Genomic DNA, 21,052 nt, shown 5'->3' with positions numbered 1-21,052 from the left:
CGGGATTCGGGAGGGGAACATGTGGGGATTCCTGCTCTTCTGCGGGCTCGCGGCCTGGATCGCGATCGGCTTCGCACAGCGGAAGCGGCGCGAGCGAGAGCTCGAGGAGAAGCTCGCGACGCTCGCGAGGCGCGTGCGGGAGCTCGAGACGGCGCGGGCGGTCGGCGCGAGCGTGACTGCCGGCGGCGCCGGGACCACGAACGCGACCGTGATCGCGGGCGGCCCCCCTCACCCCGGCCCTCTCCCCCCGCTGGAGCGGGGGGAGAGGGAGGTCATCTTCGAGACCTCGATCACGACCCCGACTCCGACCGCGACCGCGACCCCAACCGCGACCGCGACCCCAACCGCGACCGCGACCGCGACCCCAACCTCCACGCCGAGCGCGACCCCGACGCCGAGCGCGTCTCCGACCGGCGCCGACCTCCCTCCCCCGCTCCCGCCCCTCCCGCCATCGGCGTCGCCGCCTCCGCCCCGGCCGCCGCGCTTCACGCTCGCCCTCCGCGTCGACTGGGAGCGGCTCGTCGGCGTGAAGCTGTACTCGTGGCTCGCTGGCGTCGCCATCGTCGTCGCGGCCGTGTCCTTCGCCCGCTACTCCGTCGACCACGGCTGGGTCACCGCGCCGGTCCGGCTCGCGATCGGAGTCGCCGCCGGGATCGCGCTCCTCGTCGGCGGCGAGACGCGACGCGCGCAGCGGTACCGCGTCACGGCCCAGGCGCTCGCCGCGGGCGGCATCGCGACCCTCTTCTCGACCTTCTACGCGGCCCACGCGCTGTGGGGCCTCGTCCCTGCGCTGCCCACTTTCGGCCTCCTCGCCCTCGTCGCCGCCGTCGCGGTCCTCCTCTCCATCCGGCGCGACGCGCTCGTGGTGGCGCTCCTCGGGCTCGTCGGCGGGTTCGCGACCCCGTTCCTGCTCTCCACCGGCGAGAACCGGCCCATCGGCCTCTTCTCCTACCTGCTGCTGCTGAACGTGGGCCTCTCGTGGGTCGCGCACCGCAAGCGGTGGCCACTGCTCTCCGCGGCCTCGCTGCTCTTCACCGCCGTGTACCAGGCCGGCTGGGTGGCGAGGTTCCTCGACGCGGCGCAGCTGCCGCTCGCGGTGGGCATCTTCCTCGTGTTCCCGGTCGTCGGGTTCGCGGGGCTCGCGCTCGCGCGCCGCCGCGAAGCCGGCGCCGCGACGCCGCCGCTCGAGCGCTTCACGGCGATCGCGGGCGCCGTCCCGCCTGCGGTGTTCGCGCTCTGGATCGCCGCGAGCGGGAGCTTCGGGGACCGCTGGCCGCTCCTGCTCGGCTTCCTCGCCGTGGTCGCGCTCGGGCTGTCCGCGGTCGCGACGTGGCAGGGTCCCCGCTGGCTCCACCTCGCCGGTGCCGGAGCGGTGCTGGTGACGCTCGCGGCGTTCCTGGCGCGCTCGTTCCAGGCGGACGCGTGGCCGGGGCTCGCGCTCTTCCTCGCCGCCTTCGTGCTGCTGTACCTCGGCGCGCCGCTCGCCGCGGCGCGGCTCGGCCGCGATCTCCGCGACGAGGGCCGCCTCGGCGCGCTCGCGGCGCCGCTCGTGCTCGCCGCCTTCCCCGTCGTCGCGGTGCGGCTGCCGGCCCCGTCCCCGGCGGCCTTCCTCCTCCCGCTGCTCGCCCTCACCGCCGCGTGCGCCGCGTACGCGATCGTCCGCCGCGACGCCCGCGTGCACCTCGCCGCGGCCGCGCTCGCCCTCGCCGCGGAGGCCGCCTGGTCGACGTTCCACCTCGCGCCGTCCACGCTGCTCGCGACGCTCCTCGCGTACGCCGCGACGGGCGCGCTCTTCCTCGCGGTGCCCCTCGTCGCCGAGCGGCTCGGGCGGCCGCTCCAGGGCGCCGCGGCCGGACCGCTCCTCCTCGCCTGCACCGGCCTGCTCGTGTTCCTCGGCGGGACCCCGGTCGCGACCGCCGGCCTCGGCGCGCTCGCGGGGCTCGTCGTCCTCGCCGCCGCGTTCCAGGCGGCGCTGTTCCGGGAGGCGGCGCTCGGGCGAACGCCGCTCCTCGCGCTCGGCGGCGTCCTCCTCGGCCTGGTCGCGCTCGCGCTCTGGTGGGTGCAGGCGCTCGCGGCCGCGGTGACGCTCCCGGCGGTGCTCGCGGCCGGGGCGCTCGCGCTCGTCGCCCTCGCGGGCGCCCTGCTCGCCGCGCCGGGCGTCCCGGAGGGCGACGCCGCGCGCGCGTTCCGGGCGGGCCCGTTCCTGGGGCTCGCCGGGCACGTGTTCCTCCTCGTCGTGGTCCTCCGGGCGGAGCTCGCGCTGCCACCGGGGGCGTGGCTCGCGGTCCTCGGGGCGCTCGACCTGGCCTTCCTCGCGGCGGCCCTCCGCGCCGGGCGCGGCGACCTCCTGCTCGGCGCCGCCGTCGCGTCCGTCGCCGTCCTCGGCGGCTTCGAGGTCGCCCTCGGCGCGGAGCCCGGCGTCGCCGGCGCGGGCGCGGCGGCCGCCCTCGCGCTCGCCGCGCTCGGGAGCGGCGGCTTCCTCGCCGCGCAGCGCACCGGGGCCGAGCCGCGCGGCCGCCCCGGTCCCTTCGTCCTCGGCGCGGCAGCGGCGCTCCACGGCGCGCAGGTCGTGCTCTACCTCGCGACGCTCGGCGCCGGCCTCCCACTCGCCGTCCTCGTCCCCGCCCACGCCGCCCTCGTCCTCGGGCTCCTCCTCGTCGCCTGGCGGGCCCCGGCCGGAAGCCTCGCGATCTCGGCGTCGACGGCGGTCGCGCTCGCGCCCCTCGCGCTCGATGGCGCCGATCCCGCCGCGCGGCTCTGGCTCGCGGTGCCGCTCCACCTCCTCTGCGCCGGTTACGCGCTCGTGCGGGCGCGCCGCGCGCCCGGCGAGCGGCTCCCGTTCGCGGGCGCGATCGCCTCCAGCGCCCTCGCGTTCCTCGTCCTGCGCCCGGCGCTGCTCGAGCTCGGCGCCGCGCCGGGGATCGGCCTGCTCCCCGTCGCGCTCGCGCTGCTCCTCGTGCCGCACCTCGTCCTGCTCGTCCGGCTCGAGCCGGCGGCGACGCGCGACGCCGGCCGGCTCGCCGCGGTGGCGGGCGCCATCCTCGCCCTCGTCACGGTGGCGATCCCGCTCCAGCTCGAGAAGCAGTGGATCACCGTCGGCTGGGCGCTGCAGGCCGCGGCGCTCGCCGCGCTCTGGCGCCGGATCCCGCACCGCGGCCTCCTCGCCTGGAGCACCGCGCTGTTCGCCGCGGTGTTCGTCCGCCTCGCGCTCAACCCGTCCGTCTTCGCGTACCACCCGAGGAGCGCGACCCCGATCTGGAACTGGTACCTGTACGCGTACCTGCTGGCCGCGGCGGCCCACTTCGCGGGCGCGCGCCTCCTCGCGCCGGGCCGCGCGCGCCTCGCGCCCGGGACCCCGCCGCTCGCGCCGCTCCTCGGCGCCGCCGGCGGGGTGCTCCTCTTCGTGCTCGTGAACATCGAGATCGCCGACTTCTGGTCCGAGGGTGGGCGGATCGCGTTCCGGTTCTCCGCGGGGCTCGCGCCGGACCTGACCTACACCATCGCGTGGGCGCTGTTCGCCATGGGCGTGCTCGCGGCGGGCGTCGCGCTCCGCAGCCGGGGCACGCGCGTCGCGTCCATCGGGCTCCTCGCGGCCACCGTGCTGAAGGCGTTCCTGCACGACCTCGCGCGCCTCGACGGCCTGTACCGCGTCGCGTCGTTCGTGGGGCTCGCGGCGAGCCTCGCCGCCGTCGCCGTGGTCCTGCAGCGGTTCGTCCTCCGCGCGCCCGACGCGCCGCCCGGACGGGAGGCCACCTGATGTCGCGCCCCACCGCATCCCTAGTCCTCGCCGCCGCCCTCGGGCTCGCCTCCGTGGCGCGCGCCGCGGAGCCGGCCGCCGGCGGCGCGCCCGCAGGCGCCGTCTCGCGCTTCGCGGTGCTGCCGGCCGGCGCGGGGCTCCAGCGGCTCGAGGCCCCCGCCGCGTTCCTCTCGGCGTCCGCGGCGGGCGATCTCGCGGATCTCCGGCTGGTGGACGCCACAGGGCGGGAGGTGCCATGGCTCCTCGTGCCGCCGCCGGATCCCGCGCCGCGCTTCGTCCGGGCGGCCTCCGTCCGGCCCATCCCCCGCACGAAGGTGGAGAGCGGTGACGAGGCCGACCTCGGCGAGCTCCGGGACGTCGCCGGCGTCCGGCTCGGCTGGGGCGGCGCGTGTCTCCTCTTCCAGAAGCGCGTCCGCGTGGAGGGGAGCGCCGACGGCCGGCGCTGGACGACGCTCGCCGACGGCGAGACCGTCTACGCGCTGGCGGCGGAAGGGCGCGACGGCTGCGCTCCAGCGGAGCGGCTCGTCCGCGACACGCTCCGGTTCGCGCCGGCGCGGGTCCGGTGGCTCCGCGTCGTCCTCGACGACCGCCGCACGCCCCGCCTCCCGCCGCTCCGATCCGCCGCCGCGCTGCTCGCGGACGGCGCGGCGCCCGCGGGCCCTCGCGTCCCGCTCCGGGTCGAGCCGCGCGCCGGGGAGCCCGGGACGTCGCGGTACGCCCTCACCCTGCCCGGGCCGCACCTGCCCGTCCGCGCGATCGTCGTCGGCACCGCGACCGGGCGGGTGTGGAGGCCGGCCCGGGTCCTCGAGCAGCGGCTCGCCGGCGCCCGGCTCGAGCCGGTCGAGCTCGGCGCCGGCGTCCTCGTGCGATCGGAGCGCGACGGCGTCGTCGCGGCCGACCTCGCGATCCCGGTCGGCGCACCGGAGGAGCTCGAGCTCGAGCTGGCGGTGGACGACGGCGACAACGCCCCGCTCGCCGCCCTGACCGCCGCCGCCGAGCTGGCGCCCGCGCCGGCGATCGTCTTCGAGAGCGCGGACGGCGCGCCCCTCGAGGCGCGCCTCGGCGACCCCGCCCTGCGCGCCCCGCGCTACGACCTCGAGGCGCTCCGGCCCGCGCTCGGCGGGATGCGAGCCGCTGCCGCGCACGTGGGCGCCCCGCTCGGTCCCGTGGCTTCGGTCGGCGCCGCCGCGACCGCCGCGCCGCCGGACGGCGTCGCCGCGGGCGCGGCGGTGGACCGCCGTGTCTTCCAGCTCTCCCGGACCGTCGCCGCGGCGCCGCCCGGCCTCGCCGCCGTCGCGCTCGACGCGGCGGTCCTCGCGCGGAGCCCGACGCTCGCGGACGTCCGGCTCGTCGGTCCGGACGGGCGGCAGGTGCCGTACCTGGTCGAGCGCCGGGACGCGCCGCTCGCGGTGCCGCTCGGCCCGCCGGCGCCCGCGGGCGGCGTCGAGGCGCTGGCCCGCAGCGGCACGCGGCTGGTCGCGCTGCCGCTGCCGGAGCCCTCGCTCCCGGCCGGGCGGCTCGTCGTGGAGACCAGCGCGCGCGTGTTCCGCCGCGACGTGCGGGTCTACGCCGATCCACCCGACCATGGCCCGCGGCGTCCGGTGCTGCTCGCGTCCGCGACCTGGGCGCACGCCGACCCCGCGCGGCCCGCGCCACCGCTGGCGCTCGACCTGCCGGCGCTCGAGGGCGAGCGCCTCGTCCTCGCCGTGGACGACGGCGACAACGCGCCCCTCCCCCTCGCGGCGGCGCGGCTGCTCGTGCCGGCGTACCGGCTGCGCTTCTTCCACCCCGGCCCGGAGCTGGCGCTCGTGCACGGCGCGCCGGACCTGGCGCCGCCGCGCTACGATCTCGCGCTGCTCGCGCCGCGCCTGCGCGCCGCGCCCGCGCGCGAGGTGGCGCTCGGCCCCGCGCCGGCGAGGCTCGCCGGGCGCGCACCGGGCGCGGCGGGGCGGACCGCGTTCTGGGTCGTGCTCGGGATCGCCGTCTCGGGGCTGCTCGCGCTCGTCGGGCGCCTCGTCGTGAAGAGCGGCCCGCCCGCGGCACCGTCACCGTGAGCGCCCCCGCGCGGTGCGCTCCCAGGTGGGCGACCCGGCCCCGGCGAGGCGCGCCGCGGCCGGTGCGGCGCCTCATCGTCTCCTCGACGGGAGTGCTCCCGCGGAGCGTGTATGAAGAGGGTCCTGTGGGTCGCGCTGCTCGCCTCGGGCTGCGCGCACGTCGCCATCCGGAAGGTCTCCGACTGCGAGAGGTTCCAGGCCGAGCAGCGCGTCGAGTGCAGCGCCTGCGTCGTGCAGAACGAGGCCCAGGGCTGGCTCGGCACCTACGAGTACCGGCCGGACGCGGCGGCGGGGAGCCGCTGCGTGCGCGTGAAGTGACGATCGCGGCCCGCGGCGCGGGCTACCGCGACGACAGCGTGAGCGGCACCTCGATCCGGACCGGGTCGCCCTTGAACTTCGGGAAGACCATCAGGCGCGCCGCGCTCTTGAGGCAGGCGCCGAGCGCCGTCGCGTTGAGCTGCACGTCGTCGAGCGTCGGGTAGGTGACCGACCCGTTCGGCTGGATGTTCAGCCGCAGCGCCACCTTCCGGCCGTCGAGCGGAAGGTCCGAGTCCTTCCCGGCGGTGGCGATGCAGTTGTCGAACGCCTTGCGGGTCGACGCGAGGACCTTCTGGATCTGGTCCTGGGACAACCCCTCGGACACGTCCGGCAGATCGACCTTCGCCTCCTGCCGCGGCGGCGGCTCGGGCGCGGCCGCCGGCTGCGTCGCGGGCGCCGGCTGCGGCGCGGCCGCGACGACCTTCTCCGGCTTCGGCTCGATCTTCCGCTCGGCGCGTCGCGCCGGCTCGCGCTGGCGCTCCGGGGCGCGCTCGACGCGGGCGGGCTTCGGCGGCGGCTCGGCCTTCGGGGCCGGCGCCGGGGCAGGCTCCGGCTCCGGTGCGGCGGCGACCGGCTCCGGCGCCTTCTCGACGACCGGCTCCGGGGCGGGCGCCGGCGGCGGTGCCGGGGCGGGCACCACCGCGGTCGCGACCGGCGGCGGCGCCGCCGCGGGGGCGGTCTTCTTCCCGCCCATCAGCGCGAAGACCAGGATGCCGATCATCACGAGCACGCCCGCGCCGATGAGCGCGAACGGGATGCCCTGCTTGCGGGGCGGCGGCCTCGGGATGTCCGGCACCTTCGGCGGGGCGAGGGGCGGCGACGTGTCCTCCGGGTGAGCGGCTCGCGCATCGGCCGCCGCAGCCGCGTCGAGCTCGGCCCGGATCGGCGCGAACGGATCGGCGGCCGGACCGCCGAACGTCTCGGGCAGCGACGACCGCGCCGCCGCGAGGAAGGGATCCAGCGGCTCCGCCTGGGGAACGGCGGCCTCCGCCTCGGGCTCGGCCTCGGCGCCGGCCGTCGCCGGCGAGTCCGCGAACAGGTCGACGTAGCCGGTGTCCCCCGGCGGAGGCGCGAAGTCGGGGTCCGGCTCGAGCGCGGCGGGCGGCGCCGCGAACGGGACGGGCGTCGGCGCCGGGAAGGGCAGCGGCGTCACGGAGGCGACCGGCGGCGGCGTGCGCGCCGAGCTCTCCTGCGAGGCCTCCGCCCGCGACAGCGACAGCTCGGTCGTGGCGGCGAGAGCGACGCCGTTCGTCGGCGTCGGCGTCGGCGAGGTGACGGGGACGAACGGCTCCGGCGCGCGAGCGTCCGATCCGATCTCCCGCGCGCTCGGCGCCGCCGTCGACGTGGCGGGCGTCGCGGCCGACGTCGCCGCCGCGCCCTTCACCACGATGAGGTGGCCGCACGCCTTGCACTTCAGCTTGTAGACGCGGCCCGGGACGGGCTTGTCGGCGGTGGCGTACTTCTTCCCGCACCGCTCGCAGGAGAATTTCACAGGAGGAATCCTACATTTGCCGCTCGCGGGGGCGCAAGGACGCCGGCGCCGCCATGGCGGTGGTACCCGCGCTGCGGCGAGGGCGCGCGCTAGCCCGGGTCGCCTTCCTCGCGGACGACCGCGCCGACCGCCACGACCTCGCCTCCGACGCGCACCGGGTAGTACGTCGCGAGGAACCGGCGCGTGGTGCCGGGGAAGGCGGGTGTCTCACCCTCGACCACCACGTCGTACGGCGCGCCCGACGCGATCACCTTCCGGAACGCGTCGTCGAGCGCCTCTCCCGGAAAGCCGGGCAGGATCTCGCGAACCGACCGGCCGACGTGCGCCTCCGGGGACGACCCGGTGATGCGCGCGAGGTGCGCGCTCACCCTCAGGAAGCGCATCTCGCGGTCGAACAGCGCGAGCCCGATCGGCGCCGCGGCGAGGGCGGCGTCGAGGGTGGCGGCGTTCCACTCGGCCTCCGCGCGATGGCGCGAGGCAGCCTCGTACAGCCGCGCGCGCTCGAGCGCCTGCGCGCACGGGATGGCGAGCATCCGGACGAAGGCCTTCTCGTCGGGCTCGAACCGATGCGGCGCCGGGAACCCCACCGTGAGCGCGCCGAGCGTCTCGCCGCCCGCGAGGAGCGGCACGACGGCCCAGGCGCCCTCGCCGCGCTCCGCGCGCTGATCCTCGAGCTCCGGGAAGCGCCCCGTGATCTCCTCCGGCGACTCGAGCCAGAGCGCCTTGCCGGTGCGGACCACCTCGGCGGCGGGGCCGGGCGTGTCGATGGGGACGACCGTGCCGACCGGCACGACGGAGACGCCGTGTCGCGCGAGCAGCACGAGCCGGTCCGGCCGCTCGAGCGCGTGCAGGTCGGCGGCGGTCGCGCCGAGCGCGGCGAGCCCGCGGAACGCCGCCTCGGCGACGCCGCGGGGCGTGGCGGCGCCGGAGAGCGCCGCCGCGGTGGAGTGGATCTGCGTCAGGCGCTCGGTGAGCCGCCGCTGCGACTCGAACAGTCGCGCGCGCTCCAGCGCCTGCGCCGCCTGCTGCGCGAGCGCGAGGACGAAGCTGCGGTCCTCGTCGCCGAGCCGCCGCCCTTCCGGGAACGTGAGCGCGAGGACGCCGACGCTGCGCGACTCCATGCGGAGGGGCACGGCGACCCACGCCCCCTCGTGGCGGCGCGCGCGACCCGGCTCGAGCTCGGGGTACGCGGCGGCGATGGCGTCCGCGTCGTCGAGGAAGATCGGCTCGCCTCGCTCGAGCGCGTCCGTGTGCGGCGCGTGGGCACCGAGCGGCACGGCCGCGAGCCGCTCCCGGAGCCCCGGATCGTCCCCGTGGCCGAACAGCAGCTCCAGCCGGTCGTCCGGCGTCCGGTAGAAGATCGCGCCCTCCTGGGCGCCCAGTCCGAGGAGCCCCCGGAACACGACCGCGGCGACCTCCGCCGGGAGGAGCGCCGCGGAGAGCGCGCCGGTGACCGTCTGGAGCGCCTGCAGCCGGTCCGCGAGCCGCTTCTGCGCCTCGTAGAGCCGGGCGCGCTCGAGCGCCTGCGCGCACTGCTGCGCGACGGCGATGACGAAGTCGCGCTCCTCCGCGTCGAACACGCGCTCGCTGTCGAACCTGAGGCCGAGCGCGCCGCGCGAGCGGTCCGCGACGAGCGGGATCGCCGCCCACGCGACGTCGCCCTCGGAGGCGACGAGCGACGCCACGTCCGGGAACCGCTCCCGGATCGCCGCCAGCGTTCCCAGCCAGACCGGCGCGCCGGTCCGGTACGCCTCGGCGCACGGGAGCGCCGCGTCGGCGGCGATGCGGCGGTAGCGGTGGGCGAACTCGTCGGAGAGGCCGAGCCCGTGCACCAGCTCCAGCGCGCCCGTCTCGCGCTCCCAGAACAGCGTCACCGCCCGCGCACCCACGAGCCCGAGGCCGCGGTCGAAGATGAGCCGCGCCACGTCCTCCGGCGTCGCCGCGGCGGAGAGCGCGGCCGTGAGGTCCTGGAGCCGCTCCAGCCGCTCCAGGCGGAGCCGGGCGGGGTCGGCGCGGAGCTGTTCGAGGAGCGCCTTCACGGTGGGGTTTGAATTAGCAGGGCGCCCACCCCGCGTGGGGGCTTTTTAGGGTTTTCCGTCGCACCCGGTCCGGCCCGGCGCGGCCGAGTCCCCTGGTTAATCGAGGGCATGGACTTCTTCCAGGATCCCCCCTCCCTCGGAAACGCCTGGACGGACGACCCCCTCCTCCGCGAGCACCTCGCCCGCCTGCTGCCGCCGGAGGCCCTGGCGAGCATCACGCCGGAGCTGGAGGAGGTCGGCGGGATCGCGACGGGGCCGCTCCTCGCGCTGCAGACGGAGGACCGGAACGCGGAGCCCGCGCTCGTCCAGTGGGACGCGTGGGGCCGCCGCGTGGACCGGATCGCCCTCACGGCCGTGTGGCGCGAGGCGGCGCGGCTCGCGGCGCGACACGGCCTCGTCGCCGTCGCGTACGAGCGGCGCCTCGGAGCGCGCTCCCGCCTCCACCAGATGGCGCTCGTCCACCTCCTGGAGCCGTCGATGGACACGTACGCGTGCCCGCTCGCGATGACCGACGGCGCCGCGCGGACGCTCCTCGACCTCGCGCCCGCGGGGATCGTCGAGCGCGCCGTCCCGCGACTCACGTCGCGGGACCCGGCGCGCGCGTGGACCAGCGGCCAGTGGATGACGGAGCGGACCGGCGGCTCCGACGTGTCCCGCACCGAGACCGTCGCCCGCCGGGACGGCGACGGGTGGCGCCTCCACGGCACGAAGTGGTTCAGCTCCGCCTCGACCGCCGAGATGGCGCTCGCGCTCGCGCGGCCGGAAGGGAACCCGCCGGGCTCGCGCGGCCTCGCGCTGTTCTACGTCGAGACGCGCGACGCCGACGGCACGCCGAACGGCATCCTCGTGAACCGGCTCAAGGAGAAGCTCGGCACCCGCAAGCTCCCGACCGCGGAGCTCACGCTCGACGGCGCGCGCGCCCTCCCCGTCGCCGGGCTCACGGACGGCGTCCGGGCCGTGGCGCCCATGCTGAACGTGACGCGGACCTGGAACGCGGTCGTCGCGGTGTCGTACATGGCCCGCGGACTCGCGCTCGCGCGCGACTACGCCCGGCGCCGCAGCGCGTTCGGCGCGCCGCTCCTCGAGAAGCCGCTCCACGCCGACACGCTCGCGGCCCTGGAGGCGGAGCGCGAGGCGGGGTTCCTGCTCGCGTTCCGTGCCGCCGCGCTGGTCGGCGCCGCCGAGGCCGGCGAGGCGACCGCGGGAGAGCGCGCCCTGCTGCGGGTCGTCACGCCGCTCGCGAAGCTCACCACCGGGAAGCAGGCCGTGGCGGTCCTGTCGGAGGTCGTCGAGGCGTTCGGCGGCGCCGGCTACGTCGAGGACACCGGGATCCCGCGGCTGCTCCGGGACGCGCAGGTCCTGCCCATCTGGGAGGGCACGACCAACGTCCTCTCGCTCGAGGCGCTCCGCGCCCTCGCGACCGAGGGCGCGCCGGAGGCGGTCGCCGGCGAGGTGCGCGGCGCGCTGGCGGCAACCCGCGAGCCGGCGCTTCGCCCCGCGGTGGAGGCGTGCGAGGTCGCGCTCGGGCGGGTCCGCGCCGCGCTCGGCGCGGGAGGCGCGGGCGCCGAGGCGGACGCGCGGCGCATCGCCCTCACCCTCGGCCGGACGCTGGCGCTCGCGCTGCTCGCGGCGCACGCGCAGTGGTGCCTCGACGCCGGCCGCGGACGGCGCGCGCTCGCCGCCGCCCGCCGGTTCGCGCGCGCCGGCGTGGACCTGCTCGACACCGGCGGCCCGCCGGACGAGTCGGCCCTCCTCGCCCGCGCCGGCGAGTAGCGGGCCCGCGCGCGGGGCTCGCCTCCGTCAGGTCCCGAAGACCTGCTTCAGGAACTTCATCGCCGCGCTCCACGACTTCACGTCGGCGTCATGGTCGTAGGCGAGCCCCTCCACCCCCGCCTTGTTCGCGTCGGGGTTCGTGAAGCTGTGCTTCGCGCCCGGGTAGGTGATGACCTCCACCTTCGCGCCGGAGTCCTTCATCTCCTGCTCGAACTGCTGGACCTGCTCCGGCGGGACCATGGGATCCGCGCCGCCGGTCTGGACGAGGATCGCGGGCTTGATCTTGCCGGGCTCGGCGGGCCCGAGGGCGGGCTCGAGCGCGCCGTGGAAGGTGACCACCGCGCCGAGGTCCTCGCCGGCGCGCGCCATCCTGAGCGCGACCCCGCCCCCGAAGCAGTACCCGAACGCCGCGATCTTCTCGGGATCGACCTGCGGCTGCTGCTTCAGCACGGCGAGCGCCGCGTCGAACCGCGCCGCGACGACCTGCGGGTCCTTCGTCGCCTCCTGGGCGAACGCCATCGCGTCCTTCGGGTGCGTCGTCACCTTCCCGTTCCCGTACATGTCGAGCGCGAAGCCGACGTAGCCCGCCTTCGCCAGGCGCCTCGCCTGGTTCCGGGCGTGCTCGTTCTGCCCCCACCACTCGTGCACGACGAGCACGCCGGGGCGCTTCCCCTTGGCCGCGTCGTCCCAGGCGAGGAAGCCGTGCAGGACCGTGTCTCCCTGCCGGTACTCGATCTTCCTCGTCTGGACCTTGGCCGCCGCCGCCGTCGCGATCGCGCAGGCGGAGACGGCGGAGAGGATCTTCGTGAGCGTCATGACGCCTCCTGGGTGGAGGGTCGTGGCGGGCGAGCCGGGGGCGCGCAAGGTCTCTCGCGGGACGGGCGGCGCTCGTCGCGGGCGGCCCGATCGATTACCGTTGGTCCGTGGCGAGGCGCGAGCGCGAGGCGGGGCCGGAGCGGCCCCCGGAGCCGAGGGGTGAGACGGTGCGCGAGGCGCTCCGGCGGGCCCTCCGCGCCGGCGGGGCCACCGCGAAGGACCTCTCGGCCGAGGTCGGCATCCGCGAGCGGGACGTCGCGGAGCACCTCGAGCACTTGCAGCGGTCGCTCGCGCACCGCGGCGAGCGGCTCGTGGTGGAGCCGGCCGCGTGCCTCGCGTGCGGGCACCGGTTCGAGGGGAGGACGCGGCTGTCGAGGCCGGGCGCGTGCCCGGAGTGCCGCTCGACGCGGATCGATCCCCCGGTCTTCTCCATCGTGGGGGAGCGGTAGTCGCCCTACTCCGCCTTCGGCGCCGCCGGCGCCTCCTCGTACACGCTCACCGTCTTCACGTTGACGAACTCGCGGATGCCGTCCCGCGCCAGCTCCCGTCCGTACCCCGACCGCTTCACGCCGCCGAACGGCAGCCTCGGGTCCGACGCGACCATCGCGTTCACGAACGTCGCGCCGGCCTCGACGTCGTTCATGAACCGCTGCCGCTCCTCGGGGTCGTTGGTCCAGACGCTCGAGCCCAGGCCGAACGGGATGTCGTTCGCGACGGCGATCGCCGCGTCCACGTCCTTCACCCGGAAGATCATCGCGACCGGACCGAAGATCTCCTCGCGGTACGACGGCGACGCCGGGGTCACGCCGGCGAGCACGGTGGGCGGGTAGTACGCGCCCTTGCCCGGCAGCGGCTTCCCTCCGCAGAGGACGCGGGCGCCGGCCTTCACCGCCGCCTCGACCTGGGCCACGAGCTTGTCCCGCTCCGACGGCGAGACGAGCGGCCCGACGTCCGTGTCCGCCGCCATCGGATCGCCGACCCGGAGCGCCTGCATCCGCTCCACGAACGCCTGCTCGAACCGGTCGTAAACCGCGTCGTGCACGATGAACCGCTTCGCGGCGATGCAGGACTGCCCGTTGTTGATGGTCCGCGCCGCCACCGCGACCTTCACCGCGCTCTCGAGGTTCGCGGAGGGCATCACCACGAAGGGATCGCTGCCGCCGAGCTCCAGGACGGTCTTCTTGATGACGCGCCCGCAGATCGACGCGACGGACGCGCCGGCGGCCTCGCTGCCGGTGAGCGTCGCCGCCTTCACGCGGTCGTCCTCGAGGATGCGCCCGACCCGCGACGAGCCGACCAGCAGCGTCTGGAAGCAGCCCTCCGGGAAGCCCGCCTCCCGGAAGATCTCCTCGATGGCGAGCGCGCACTGCGGGACGTTCGAGGCGTGCTTGAGGAGGCCGACGTTCCCGGCCATGAGGGCGGGCGCGGCGAACCGGAACACCTGCCAGAAGGGGAAGTTCCAGGGCATCACCGCCAGCACCGGGCCGAGCGGCAGGTACCGCACGAAGGAGCGCGTCGCGCTCGACTTCAGCTCCTCGTCGGCGAGGAACCGCTCCGCGTTCTCCGCGTAGAAGCGGCAGGCGGACGCGCACTTCTCGGCCTCGGCGATGGCGGACTTCAGCGTCTTCCCCATCTCCGAGGTCATGATCCGGCCCCAGTGCTCCTTCTTGCGCTCGAGCACCTCGGCGGCGCGCGTCATGTGCGCGGCGCGCTCGGCGAAGGGCCGGCGGCGCCAGGCGCGGAAGGTCTCGTCCGCGCGGGCGAGCTTGCGCTCCAGCTCCGCGTCGGAGAGCTCGTCGAACCGGGCGAGGACCTCGCCCGTCGCGGGGTTCACCGACGACATCGTGGCCATGAAGTCCGTTCCTTTCGTGGGCAGAGCTTCGGCGATAATGTGGTGCGGGTGCCGACACATAACACGGCCGGAGGGGACGCGCGGAGCGCGGCGCGGTCCTCCGCCCGGGGGGCCGCGGCGGTCTGCACCGCGGTCGCCGCGGCGCTCCTCTGGTCGCTCCTCGTCGCGGCGAGCCCGCCCCGGTTCTTCGCGTACGCGGCCCCGTTCTGCCTCGGCTGGATCGGCCTGTCGGCGCTCGCCGCCCCGCCCGGGCTCCTCGCCCGGCTCCGGCCGCGCGCGGTCGACGTCGCCCTCGGCGTCGCGACGGGCCTCCTCCTCTACGCCGGGTCGCGCCTCTTCCTGTGGGCGTTCTGCGGCGGCTTCACCGACGCGCTCTGCGCGCCGCTCGCCGCGATGTTCGACCGCTTCCGGACCCGCGCGCTGCTGCCCGGGCTCGCGCTCTTCTTCCTGGTGGCACCCGCAGAGGAGGCCTTCTGGCGCGGCGTCGTCCAGGCCCGGCTCGCGACGCGGCTCGGAGCGGCGCGCGCCGTCGTCGTCGCGACGGGGCTCGCCGTGCTGCTCGCGCTCGCGACGCGCGAGCCGTTCCTCGCGCTCGCCACCCTGCCGACCTACGCGGCGTGGGGCGCGCTCGCCGCGTGGCGCCGGAGCCTCGTCCCGGCGCTCGTGTCGCACGCGCTCTGGAGCACGCTCGTCGCGGTGCTCGCGCCGCCGGTGTAGGTCCCGGCGCGCGGTGGCGCGTCTACGCCAGCACGAGCCAGAGGAGCCCGCCGAGGAGGGCGAACTTCACGGCGTAGTACGTCGGCCGGCTCCACGCCTTGAGGCGCTTCCCGACGAGGCGCACCCGGTACACCTGCGAGAAGGCGACGTTCACGGCGCCGACCGGCTCGTCGGCGTCGTTCCGGCTCCGGCTCGCGCGCATGACGTGATCGCCGAACCAGCGGTTCACCCGGCGTGCGAGACGCGTCCGGAGCGGCCGCTCGACGTCGCAGAAGAGGATGATGCGGTCCTCGCCCGTGGCGTTCTCGGCGCGGTGGACGTAGGTCTCGTCGAACACGACCGCCTCGCCGTCGCGCCACGCGTAGGGGATCCCGTCGACCCAGATCCGGCAGGCGTCGGAGTTGGGCGTGACGAGGCCGAGGTGGTAGCGGATGGAGCCGGCGAACGGATCCCGGTGCTCCATCAGCGTCCCGCCCGCGGGGAGCAGGGCGAACATCGCCGCGCGGATCCCGGGGATCCCCTCCACGAGGGCGACGGTCCGCGGGCAGGCGGCGCGCGCCGAGCCGGGCGGCGTGCCGTACCACTTCAGATAGAACCGCTTCCAGCCCCGCCGGAAGAAGGAGTTGAACCCGGCGTCGTCGTACGCCGCGGAGGCGCGGATCCGCTCGGCGTCGCGGAGCCGCAACGCCTCGTCGCGGATCTCCTCCCAGTGCGCCCGCAGCGGCGCGAGCGCCGGGAAGTCGGCGAGGTCGAGGAACGGCCGCGCCGGGACCGCCGAGAACAGGTACACGAGCGCGTTCACCGGCGCGAAGAAGGTGGAGTGGTCGGTGAGCTGACGCAGGAACGAGTGGCGGACGCGGCCGCGGAAGTGAACGAACGCGGCCGAGCCGGCCAGGCCGCCGAGCGCGGCGAGCTTGAGCGCGAGGGCCGTCGTCACGGCGGCGAAATCTAACGCCCGCGAGGCGGAACGGCGGGCCCGGGAGGGGCTGCCGGCCGGCGGCCCGGCTCGCGGCTCCCGCGCCCGTCGCGCAGCCGCGGCGCGTAGCGGGCGACGATCGCCTCCTCGACCGCGGTCACCGCGCCGCGCAGGCCGCCCGGGCGGCGGTCGCCCGCGAGCGCGCGGCGGGCCGCCTCGTCGAACCCGAGCGGCGGCGGGAGGCCGGCGATCGTCCAGTACCGGCCGTCGCGCGGCAGGAGGTCGTGGGAGAGGCCGAGGACCAGCTCGCGGACGACGCGCCAGTCTGCGTCGGAGACGAGCTTCAGCCAGAGCGTCGACACGCGCGGGATCGGGAGCGGCGCGCGGACGGCGGGGAGCGCGCGCCCCCGGAGCGCGGCGACGTGCTCCAGGATCTCCCGGATGGCGAGCACGTCGCCGCCCGGCAGGTCGTAGCAGGCGCTCCCCGCGAGCGGCACGTCGAGCGCGGCCGCGAGCGCGCGGACCACGTCCTCGATGGCCACCGGGGAGGTGCGGCTCTCGGCCCACGCCGGGAGGAGCATGGCCGGCAGGCGCAGCGCGAGGTCCCGCACGACCTGCCACGAAGCGCTGCCCGCGCCGACGATCATCGACGCGCGGAGCTCGAGGCACGGGACGCGCCCGCTCCGCAGCACCTCGCCGACCGCGAGGCGGCTCGCGAGGTGCCGCGACGGGCGCCCGCGCGGCGCGACCCCGCCGAGGTAGACGATCCGCTCGACGCCGGCGACGTCGGCGGCGCGGCTGAACGCGGCCGCCGCACGCCGCTCCTCCTCGGCGTAGTCGTCGTGCCCGCTCGCCATCCCATGGACGAGGAAGTAGGCGGCGTCGACGCCCTCGAGCGCACGGGGCAGGTCGGCCGGCCGCGCGAGATCCGCCTCGACCCACTCGACGCCGCCGTCCCGCGCCGCCGCGCCCCGGCGCGCCGTCGCGCGGACGCGCTCGCCGCGCGCGAGCAGCGCCGGGACGAGGGCGCCGCCGACGAACCCGGTCGCGCCGGTGACGAGGACGGTCCGTCCGTGAGCGTGCTTCATCGCAGGAGTGTGCCGCCGCCAGCCGCCGCGCGCCACGGTCTCGGGCGAGCGGCGATGGACGGCCCACCCGCTCGCCCTGAGCCCGTCGAAGGGCCCCCGCGCGTACGTGGCTCGCCGGGCTCACGACGAACGGCTCCTGCGGCGCCCGCTTTCCGCTCAGCGGAGCGATGCCTGCGAGGGCTCGCCGAACCGCGCGAGCCACCGCGCGAGCGCCACCTTCTTCGCGGTGCGCTCCGACGACATCGAGCGGACGGTGCCGTAGATCGGCCGCTCCGGCCAGGGCCGGTCGTAGCGCCCGAGGCACCAGAAGATCCCGGAGACCGAGTTCGGATCCCGTCCGTCGAGCGCGTACCGATCGTTCAGATCGAGGAGGACCTCGAGCGCCGCCTCGGGAGACGCGCTCCACTCGAGGACCTTCTTTCCCCAGAGCATCCGGAGGTAGCCGTGGATCACGCCCTCGCGGAGGAGCTGGCGCTGCGCCGCGTTCCAGATCGGATCGCCGGTCGCGGCCGCCGCGAGCGCGTCGTGGCCGTAGCGGACCGGGCGGCGATCGCGAGCGTGGCGGGCGAGGGTCGTGCGCGCCCACTCCGGGAGCGACGCGTAGGCGCGGTGGTCGGGCCGGTGTGCGCACGTCACGAAGCCCAGCTCCCGCCAGGTGAGGAGCTGATCGAGGAACGCCTCGGCGCCAGCGCCGAGCCCCCAGAAGCCCGCCCTGGCGCCGTTCGCCGCCGGCGCGAGCCGCCGGGGCGTCCAGCCCTCGCGGCGGAGCACCGCCCGGAGGACGTCGAAGCTGCCCACGTGGCCGAAGTGGAGCCACGGGGAGAGGCCGCTCGCCGCCTCCGCGTCGGGATCGTTCCGGCGCTCGGCGTACGCGTCGAGCCCTCGCTCGACGAACTCCGCGAGCCGCGCCTCGCCTGCTGCCGCGCCGCCCCGGCGACACGGCGCGACGCCGTGGTCGATGGGCAGGTCCGCGAGGATCCGCCCCGGGCGCGCGAGGTCGGCGAGGTCGGTCGCGGGCCAGCGCCGCAGCACGTCCGAGGGGATCGCGGCGCGCCCCGGCCGCGGCGCCCGCGCGAGCGGGTCCTCCGCCGGGAGCCGGTCGATCCACGCCGGAAGCGTGCGCTGCAGGAAGCGGCGGTACGCGTACGCCGTCGGATGGTCCCGGCCGGCGAGCCGGAACGGGACCACGCAGCTCCCGTCCACCGCCTCGAGCGCCACGTCGAGGCGCGGCGCGACGGCGGCCAGCATCCGCGGGACGAAGAACGTGGGGAAGTCGTCGGTGACGACTGCGCAGGCGTCGCGGGCGAGCGCCTCGAGGAGCCCCTTCCCCTCCCCCGCGCGCCGCTCGAGGTACGGGAGGTGGAGCGCACGGCCCCGGATCCGCCGCGCGTTCTCGGCCATGCCCTCCATCACGAACGCGTGGAGCCGATCGCTCGCGAACGGATACCCGGCGCGGAGCGCCTCGAGGACGAGCACCGGCCGCTTCAGCTCGCGCGCGAGGTCCACCGCGCGCTCGAGCGCCGGGTTCGACCCGACGCGCCGCGTGCACGTCATCCAGTGGAGGACGAAGGCGCGGTCCGCGCGCACCGGCGCCGCGTTGAGCTTCCGGACGCGCTCCGCCGGCACCGGCATCGATCACTCGAAGTCGGTGACGCTCCGCCGGCGGCCCGCGCCCGGCCGCGGCTCGCTCCTCGCCTGGCACCCGGCGCAGAGCGCCGCGTACGGCATGAGGGCGAGGCGCTTGTGCGGGATCTCCTCCTCGCACGACTCGCAGAGCCCGTAGTCGTCGGGCGCCTCGTCGAGCTTCCGCAGCGCGCGGTCGATGCGCCCGAGGAGATCCGCCTGGCCGCGGTTCCGCTGCGACGCGAGCACCTGCAGCATCTCGGAGAGGGCCTGCGCGTCCTCGTCCGCGACGCCGGTGCTCGCCGGGTCCTGCCGGTTCGGCTCGATCTTCGCGGGGCCGGTGGAGAGGAGCTGGCGGCGGAGCCGCTCGAGGGCGAGGCGCAGCGCCGCACGCGCGTCGGGGGTCATGGCGCCCGTGAATTACCGGAAGCCGGCGCGGATCGCCAGGGACGGAGGGTGGCCGCGCCGGGGGCCCGTGCTTACTGGTCAGGCGGCCGGGCGGGACTTCACGAACGGAGCGACCATGCGCGTCGGCTGCCCGAGGGAGATCAAGGACCACGAGAACCGGGTGGGCTCACGCCCGGCGGGGCGCGGTCGCTCGTCGCGGCCGGCCACGAGGTCCTCGTGGAGGCGCACGCGGGGGAGCGGAGCGGCTTCGCCGACGCGGCCTACGCCGCCATGGGCGCGCAGGTCGTCGCGACGGCGCCGGAGGTCTTCGGCGCGGCCGAGCTCGTCCTCAAGGTGAAGGAGCCGCAGCCCGAGGAGATCGCCCTGCTCCGGCCGGGGCAGATCCTCTTCACCTACCTCCACCTGGCGGCGGACCCGGCCCAGGCGAAGGGGCTGCTCGCGCGCGGCGTGAGCGCGGTCGCGTACGAGACCATCCGCGACGCCGGCGGCCGGCTGCCGCTCCTCACGCCCATGTCGGAGGTCGCCGGGCGGATGGCGGCGCACGTCGGCGCGTTCTACCTCCAGCAGCCGAACGGCGGGCGCGGAATGCTCCTCGGCGGCGTGCCGGGCGTGCCGCCCGCGCACGTCGTCGTCCTCGGGGCGGGCGCCGTCGGGCTGAACGCGATCAAGGTGGCGGCCGGCATGGGCGCGCGCGTCACGGCGCTCGCCAGGAGCCTGGCGACGCTCCGGTACCTCGACGACATCTTCGGGAACCGGATCGAGACCCTCTGGTCGAACGAGGCCCACGTCGAGGAGGCGATCGCGCGGGCCGACCTCGTGATCGGCGCGGTGCTCGTCCCGGGCGCCGCCACGCCGAAGCTCGTGACGCGGCGCATGCTCTCCCGGATGCAGCCGGGCAGCGTCATCGTGGACGTCTCGGTGGATCAGGGCGGCTGCGTCGAGACCACGCGGCCGACGACGCACACGGATCCGGTCTACTTCGTGGACGGGGTGCTCCACTACGCGGTGGCGAACATGCCCGGCGCGCTGCCACGCACGTCGACGATCGCGCTCACGAACGCGACGCTCCCGTATGCGCTGAAGCTCGCCACGGAGGGGCTCGCGCGCGCCCTCCTCGCGGATCCCGGCTTCCTCGCCGGCCTCAACACGCACGCGGGGAGGCTCACGTGCCGGCCGGTCGCCGAGAGCCTGGGCCTGCCGTGGGAGGAGCCGCGCGCCGCGCTCGAGCGCGCCGCCTAGACGTGGTTCCGGAGCATGAGCTCCTTCGGATCGGGGTCGAGGTAGCGCTGGCCGGCGAGGTACGCGACGCCGTGCTTGCGCACGTGGTGGCGGAAGAGCGTGAGCGGCACGACCAGCGGGACGAGGCCGCGCGCGTAGTCCGTCACCGTCTCCTCGAGCTCCTTCCGCTCCGGCGCCGGGAGCACCTCGCGGAAGTAACCGAGCATGTGCTGGAGCACGTTCGCGTGGCGCCCGCGCGTGGCGGGGACGCGGAGCGCCTCCATGAACGCCGCCCCGTACGCCTCGACGGCGCGGATGGAGCCCTTCCCGAGCCCGCCCACGAGGGCGCCGAGCGCGCGGTACGCGGCGGGGCTGTGGGCCATGAGCGTCAGCTTGTGGGCCGTGTGGAACGCGACGAGATCGCCCCGGCGCATCCCGCCCGCCACCGCGCGCTTCCAGCGGTCGTACGCGAAGACCCGCTCGATGAAGCTCTCGCGGAGCGCGGGGTCGTTGAGCCGGCCCTCCTCCTCCACCGGCAGGAGCGGCAGCCGCGCGCGGAGCACCGCCGCGAACGCGCCCACGCCGTCGCGCCGCGGCGGCCCGCCCTTCTCCGGGTGGACCCGCACGCGCTCGAGGCCGCAGGAGGGCGAGTCCTTCTTCGTCACGTAGCCGGAGAGGTCCTCGCCCGCGAGCGCGGCGACGCGCCGCTCGGCGTAGCGGCGCATCGCCTCGGTGTGATCCGTCCCGCTGCGCTCACCGACGAGGCGCGGCGCGGCCGTCCGGCCCACGAGGTGGATGGGCTCCCGCGGCACGCCCATGCCGACCTCGAGCTCCGGGCAGACCGGCACCCAGTCGACGAACGGGCCGAGCACGTCGACGAGGAAGGCGTCGCGCTTGTGCTGGCCGTCGTACCGGACCTTGTGACCGAGGAGGCAGGCGGAGACGCCGACGCGGAGCCGGTGCGAGCGGGTCATGACCCGG

The 21,052-nt window shown here is 76.5% G+C and carries 15 protein-coding genes and 1 pseudogene; 7 read left to right on the top strand and 9 right to left on the bottom strand.

The genetic code is table 11. From position 1 onward, the window contains the following. The first annotated feature begins 19 nt into the window (after positions 1-19). The 3 genes from AMOR_RS21775 (at position 20) to AMOR_RS21765 (ending at position 6,129) form a co-directional block, all read left to right on the top strand. Positions 20-3,757, top strand: a complete 3,738-nt coding sequence (locus AMOR_RS21775; protein WP_248354043.1) for a DUF2339 domain-containing protein — start codon at positions 20-22, stop codon at positions 3,755-3,757. Further along, entirely contained in the window at positions 3,757-5,811 is a 2,055-nt protein-coding gene (locus AMOR_RS21770; RefSeq protein WP_248354040.1) for a DUF3999 family protein, read from the top strand. The genes AMOR_RS21775 and AMOR_RS21770 overlap by 1 nt, the downstream gene beginning before the upstream one ends. 111 nt (positions 5,812-5,922) lie before the next feature. After that, positions 5,923-6,129, top strand: a complete 207-nt coding sequence (locus AMOR_RS21765) for a hypothetical protein (protein ID WP_248354038.1) — start codon at positions 5,923-5,925, stop codon at positions 6,127-6,129. Between the two features lie 22 nt (positions 6,130-6,151). On the opposite strand, the gene AMOR_RS21760 is transcribed toward AMOR_RS21765, so the two are convergent. Then, the gene (locus AMOR_RS21760) at positions 6,152-7,621 is read right to left on the bottom strand and encodes an AgmX/PglI C-terminal domain-containing protein (RefSeq protein WP_248354036.1); all 1,470 of its coding nucleotides are present in this window, start codon (positions 7,619-7,621) and stop codon (positions 6,152-6,154) included. Positions 7,622-7,710: 89 nt separating this feature from the next. Next, positions 7,711-9,660 (bottom strand): GAF domain-containing protein, encoded by a 1,950-nt coding sequence (locus AMOR_RS21755; RefSeq protein ID WP_248354034.1) that lies wholly within the window; start codon positions 9,658-9,660, stop codon positions 7,711-7,713. A 108-nt stretch (positions 9,661-9,768) separates the two neighbouring features. Here AMOR_RS21755 and AMOR_RS21750 point away from each other — a divergent pair, with 108 nt between their 5' ends. Further along, positions 9,769-11,433, top strand: coding sequence for an acyl-CoA dehydrogenase family protein (locus AMOR_RS21750; RefSeq protein ID WP_248354031.1), 1,665 nt, complete (start codon positions 9,769-9,771; stop codon positions 11,431-11,433). Positions 11,434-11,460: 27 nt separating this feature from the next. Here the strand turns inward: AMOR_RS21750 and AMOR_RS21745 are convergent, their stop codons facing one another. Then, positions 11,461-12,249, bottom strand: coding sequence for a dienelactone hydrolase family protein (locus AMOR_RS21745; RefSeq protein ID WP_248354029.1), 789 nt, complete (start codon positions 12,247-12,249; stop codon positions 11,461-11,463). 107 nt (positions 12,250-12,356) lie between these two features. Here AMOR_RS21745 and AMOR_RS21740 point away from each other — a divergent pair, with 107 nt between their 5' ends. Beyond that, the gene (locus AMOR_RS21740) at positions 12,357-12,698 is read left to right on the top strand and encodes a transcriptional regulator (RefSeq protein WP_248354027.1); all 342 of its coding nucleotides are present in this window, start codon (positions 12,357-12,359) and stop codon (positions 12,696-12,698) included. 5 nt (positions 12,699-12,703) lie between these two features. On the opposite strand, the gene AMOR_RS21735 is transcribed toward AMOR_RS21740, so the two are convergent. Continuing rightward, positions 12,704-14,101: an NAD-dependent succinate-semialdehyde dehydrogenase gene (locus AMOR_RS21735; protein WP_248354025.1), complete on the bottom strand. Its 1,398-nt coding sequence runs from the start codon at positions 14,099-14,101 to the stop codon at positions 12,704-12,706. Between the two features lie 48 nt (positions 14,102-14,149). On the opposite strand from AMOR_RS21735, the gene AMOR_RS21730 reads away from it, so the two are divergent. After that, positions 14,150-14,818, top strand: a complete 669-nt coding sequence (locus AMOR_RS21730) for a CPBP family intramembrane glutamic endopeptidase (protein ID WP_248354023.1) — start codon at positions 14,150-14,152, stop codon at positions 14,816-14,818. Between the two features lie 22 nt (positions 14,819-14,840). Here the strand turns inward: AMOR_RS21730 and AMOR_RS21725 are convergent, their stop codons facing one another. From AMOR_RS21725 to AMOR_RS21710, 4 genes are all read right to left on the bottom strand, one after another. After that, the gene (locus AMOR_RS21725) at positions 14,841-15,755 is read right to left on the bottom strand and encodes an aspartyl/asparaginyl beta-hydroxylase domain-containing protein (protein ID WP_248354021.1); all 915 of its coding nucleotides are present in this window, start codon (positions 15,753-15,755) and stop codon (positions 14,841-14,843) included. An 11-nt stretch (positions 15,756-15,766) separates the two neighbouring features. Next, on the bottom strand, positions 15,767-16,822 hold the full coding sequence (locus tag AMOR_RS21720; protein WP_248354019.1) for an NAD(P)H-binding protein: 1,056 nt from the start codon (positions 16,820-16,822) through the stop codon (positions 15,767-15,769). A gap of 156 nt (positions 16,823-16,978) precedes the next feature. Then, positions 16,979-18,454, bottom strand: a complete 1,476-nt coding sequence (locus tag AMOR_RS21715) for a cryptochrome/DNA photolyase family protein (protein ID WP_248354016.1) — start codon at positions 18,452-18,454, stop codon at positions 16,979-16,981. A 3-nt stretch (positions 18,455-18,457) separates the two neighbouring features. Further along, positions 18,458-18,853 carry a TraR/DksA family transcriptional regulator gene (locus tag AMOR_RS21710; RefSeq protein WP_248354014.1) on the bottom strand — a complete coding sequence of 132 codons (396 nt, stop codon included), beginning with the start codon at positions 18,851-18,853 and terminating at the stop codon, positions 18,458-18,460. A 115-nt stretch (positions 18,854-18,968) separates the two neighbouring features. Here AMOR_RS21710 and ald point away from each other — a divergent pair. Next, a pseudogene (ald, locus tag AMOR_RS21705) lies at positions 18,969-20,092 on the top strand (alanine dehydrogenase). Here the strand turns inward: ald and AMOR_RS21700 are convergent. Beyond that, positions 20,089-21,045 carry a YbgA family protein gene (locus AMOR_RS21700; protein ID WP_248354012.1) on the bottom strand — a complete coding sequence of 319 codons (957 nt, stop codon included), beginning with the start codon at positions 21,043-21,045 and terminating at the stop codon, positions 20,089-20,091. The pseudogene ald and the gene AMOR_RS21700 overlap by 4 nt on opposite strands. Positions 21,046-21,052: the final 7 nt, after the last annotated feature.

Source organism: Anaeromyxobacter oryzae (genome assembly GCF_023169945.1).
GTDB lineage: Bacteria > Myxococcota > Myxococcia > Myxococcales > Anaeromyxobacteraceae > Anaeromyxobacter > Anaeromyxobacter oryzae.
The sequence above is the reverse complement of the archived record's forward strand: the minus strand, read 5'-3'. Positions and strand labels throughout refer to the sequence as shown.